The 4,176-nt window shown below is 71.4% G+C and carries 3 protein-coding genes; 1 reads left to right on the forward strand and 2 read right to left on the reverse strand.

Annotation, left to right across the window (positions count from 1 at the left end; all coding sequences use genetic code 11):
* Positions 1–141: 141 nt before the first annotated feature.
* Both GT042_RS09495 and GT042_RS09500 read right to left on the reverse strand, forming a co-directional pair.
* A complete protein-coding gene (locus GT042_RS09495) occupies positions 142–1,788 on the reverse strand; it encodes an AMP-binding protein (RefSeq protein WP_161308265.1) in 1,647 nt (548 codons plus the stop codon).
* Entirely contained in the window at positions 1,785–3,497 is a 1,713-nt protein-coding gene (locus GT042_RS09500; RefSeq protein WP_161308266.1) for an AMP-binding protein, read from the reverse strand. The genes GT042_RS09495 and GT042_RS09500 overlap by 4 nt, the downstream gene beginning before the upstream one ends.
* Before the next feature lie 111 nt (positions 3,498–3,608).
* Between GT042_RS09500 and GT042_RS09505 the strand changes: the two genes are divergently transcribed.
* On the forward strand, positions 3,609–4,176 hold a 568-nt coding region (locus GT042_RS09505; RefSeq protein ID WP_161308267.1), incomplete at its 3' end, for a GAF domain-containing protein.

Consider the following 4,176-nt stretch of genomic DNA (forward strand, 5'->3'; position numbering starts at 1 on the left):
CCCGCGCAGGTGCACCCGTACGGTCGGGGCGGCGGCCGGCCACAACCCCTGCCGCTGACGGCAGTTGGACCCGTACGGGTACGACGCCCGGCCCGGCGCGGCCCGTACCGCGCCCACAGCGCCGCGCGCCCCCGCCAACGGCTACGCCGCGAACCGCTCCCGCAGTTCGATCTTCCGCACCTTGCCGCTCACCGTCATCGGGAACGCGTCCACGATCTCCACCCGCCGCGGCACCTTGTAGTGCGCCAGCCGCTCACGGCAGTACTCCGCCACCTCCTCCGCCGACGGCGGGTCCGCCGGGTCGCGCGGGATCACGCACGCCACGATCTCCTCGCCGTACCGCGCGTCGGGGACGCCTATCACCTGCACGTCGGCGACCTTCGGGTGCCCGTACAGGAACTCCTCTATCTCCCGGGGATAGATGTTCTCGCCGCCCCTGATGATCATGTCCTTGATCCGGCCGACGATCTGCGCGTAACCGTCCTCGCGGATCACCGCGAGATCACCGGTGTGCATCCAGCGCCCGGCGTCGATGACCTCGGCCGTGCGCTCCGGTTCGTTCCAGTAGCCGAGCATCACGCTGTAGCCCCGGGTGCACAATTCGCCCGGCACCCCGCGCGGCAGCGTCACGCCGGTGACCGGGTCCACCACCTTGACCTCGATGTGCGGCAGCGCCCGGCCGACCGTACCCGTACGTCGCTCCAGGTTGTCGTCGCGGCGGGTCTGCGTGGAGACCGGCGACGTCTCCGTCATGCCGTAACAGATCGACACCTCGGCCATGTTCATCTCGGCGACGACCCGCTTCATCACCTCGGCCGGGCAGGGCGAGCCCGCCATGATGCCGGTGCGCAGCGAGGAGAGGTCGTACGACGCGAAGCCCGGGAGGTCCAACTCGGCGATGAACATGGTGGGGACGCCGTACAGCGACGTACAGCGCTCCCGCTCGACCGCGTGAAGGGTGGCTCCCGCGTCGAACGAGGGCGCGGGAATGACCACACACGCACCGTGCGAGGTCGCGGCGAGATTGCCCATCACCATGCCGAAGCAGTGGTAGAAGGGCACCGGGACACAGATCCGGTCGTGTTCCGTGTACGCGACCGTCTCCCCCACGAAGTAGCCGTTGTTGAGGATGTTGTGGTGGGAGAGGGTGGCGCCCTTGGGGAAGCCGGTGGTTCCCGAGGTGTACTGGATGTTGATCGGGTCGTCGCAGGACAACTCGGCCTCGCGCGCCGCTATCTGAGTTTCCGTCACCTCGCCTGCGTACGCGAGCAGTTCGTCCCAGCTCGGATCGCCGATGTAATGCACCGCCCGCAGGCCGGGACAGCGGCCCCGCACCTCGTCCACCAACGCGCGGTAGTCGCTGGTCCGGTGGCCGAGCGACGCCAACAGCACCGAGATCCCGGCCTGGTTGAGGACGAACTCCACCTCGTGCGCCCGGTAGGCCGGGTTGATGTTCACCATGATCGCGCCGATGCGGGCCGTCGCGTACTGCGCCATCATCCACTCGGGGCAGTTGACCGCCCAGATGCCGACCCGGTCGCCCTTCGCCACCCCCCGCCCGAGCAGCGCCCGCGCCAACTCGTCGACCGACGCCCCGAATTCGCCGTACGTCCAGCGCCGTCCCGACGGTACGTCGACCAGTGCCTCCCGGTCCGGGAACGCGGCGATCGCCCGGTCCAGGTTCCCGCCGACCGTGTCGCCGAGCAGCGGGACCGTGGCCGTGCCGTGGAGGTACGAGGCGGCCGGGGCCGCCGCCACCGGGCCGGAGCGGGTGGTCATCGTCGTCATCGCAGATCCCCCTCGTCGTACTCGGCGGTGGAGCCCCCGGCCGTACGCTCGCGCAGCTCGATCCTGCGGATCTTCCCGGACACCGTCTTGGGCAGCTCGCCGAATTCGAGGCGGCGGATCCGCTGGTACGGGGCGAGCACCGAACGGGAGTGCGCGAAGAGCACCTTGGCGGTGTCGGGCCCCGGCTCCCAGCCCTCGGCGAGGACGACGTACGCCTTGGGGACGGCCAGGCGCACCGGGTCGGGCGCGGGCACGACCGCCGCCTCCGCCACCGCCTCGTGCTCCAGCAGCGCGCTCTCCAGCTCGAAGGGCGAGATCTTGTAATCAGAAGCCTTGAAAACATCATCGGACCTGCCGATGTACGTGATGTAACCGTCGGCGTCGCGCGAACCGATGTCACCCGTGCGGTAGTAACCCCCCGCCATCGCGGCGGCGGTGAGGTCCGGAGCCCCGTGGTAGCCGGTCATCAGGCCGACCGGGTGCGCGCCGAGGACCAGCGCGATCTCCCCCTCGTCCACCCCGGGCGCGCCGCTCACCGGATCGAGCAGCTCCACTTTGAAGCCGGGGGTCGGGCGGCCCATTGAACCGGCCTTGAGGAGCTGGCCGGGCGAGTTGGCGACCTGGACGGCGGTCTCGGTCTGGCCGAAGCCGTCGCGGACCGTCACCCCCCACGCACACCGGACCTTCTCGATCACCTCGGGGTTGAGCGGTTCGCCGGCCGCGACGGCCTCACGCGGCGGCGTACGGAGCGTCGACAGGTCGGACTGGATCAGCATCCGCCACACGGTCGGCGGGGCACAGAAGCTCGTGACCCCCGCGCCGTCCATCTCCGCCATCAGCCGGCCCGCGTCGAAGCGGGTGTAGTTGTGGATGAAGACGGTCGCCTCGGCGTTCCAGGGGGCGAAGAGGTTGGACCAGGCGTGCTTGGCCCAGCCGGGCGAGGCGATGTTGAGGTGGACGTCGCCGGGGCGCAGCCCGATCCAGTACATCGTGGCCAAGTGCCCGATGGGGTACGACGCGTGGGTGTGCTCGACCAGCTTGGGGCGGGCGGTCGTGCCGGAGGTGAAGTAGAGCATCAGCGGGTCGTCGGCGTGGGTGGGGCCGTCGGGCTCGAAGCGCGCGGGCGCGTCGTCGGCGTCACCGTACGACAGCCAGCCCGGCACCTCGGGGCCCACCGCGATCCGGGTGAACCGTCCCTTGATCCCGTCGAACTTCGCGGTGCCGTCCGAGCGGACGATCACGTGCGACGCCCGGCCGCGCTCGACCCGGTCACGCAGGTCCTCGGGGCCGAGGAGGGGGGTGGCGGGGATGACGACGGCGCGCAGTTTCATCGCGGCGAGCGCGATCTCCCACAGCTCGACCTGGTTGCCGAGCATGACCACGACGCGCTGCTCGGGCCGTACCCCCCGCGCGCGCAGCCAGTTCGCGACCCGGTCGGAGCGCGCGGACATCTCCGCGAAGGTGACGCGGGTGCGGCTGCCGTCCTCCTCGACGATGTGCAGGGCCTCGCGGTGGTTGCCCTCCGCGATCCGGTCGAACCAGTCCAGCGCCCAGTTGAACCGCTCGGGGCGCGGCCACTCGAAGCCCGCGTACGCCGTCCCGTAGTCCTCCCGGTGCGCCAGGAGGAAGTCCCGGGCCGACCGGAATTCCTCCGTCGGGGTGAGCCTGCCGCTCGGGCCGGCCGGACCGTTCGGCGTCCCTGCCGTCATATGTCCTCCTCATTGCGGACCGTTCAATGACATCGTGTAATCAGTGACGTGGGTCTCACCACCCCCGGACGGGGGTGGTGGGGGTGCGGCCGGCGACGGAAGGGCGGCGACGTGACCGAAGTGGTGGAGTCGGTGGAGTTGCGCGCGGCGCTGCTGCGGCTGCGGCGGACGACCGGTCTGCCGGTGGCGTTCGGCGGTCTGCTGCACGAGACGGGACGGTTCCGGATCGCCGAACTGACCGGCACGGCGACCGGTGCGCTGCGCGGCCTGGCGATCTCGTCGGGCAACGGCCTGGGCGGCAAGTCCATCGCCCTGGCCCGGCCGTTCGCGGTGACCGACTACCGGCAGGCGCGGCACATCAGCCATGAGTACGACGCGGCGGTCGCGGCGGAGGGGCTGCGGTCCGTGCTCGCGGTGCCGGTCGTCGTGCAGCGCCGGGTGCGGGGGGTGCTGTACGGGGCGCTGCGCACCGCGCTGCCCATCGGGGACCGTACGTTCGACGCGGCGGCGTCCGCCGCGCGGGACGTGGAACAGGCGTTGGTCGTACGGGACGAGGTGCGCCGGCTCCTGGCGGTGACCCGGGAGCGGGCGACGGGCCCGGCCGCGTGGGAGGAGGTCAGGGCCGCCCACGGCGAGCTGCGGGCCCTCGCGCCCCGGATCGCCGACGCGGAGACGCGTG

Origin of the sequence: Streptomyces sp. SID3212, from assembly GCF_009865405.1 — a bacterium.
GTDB lineage: Bacteria > Actinomycetota > Actinomycetes > Streptomycetales > Streptomycetaceae > Streptomyces.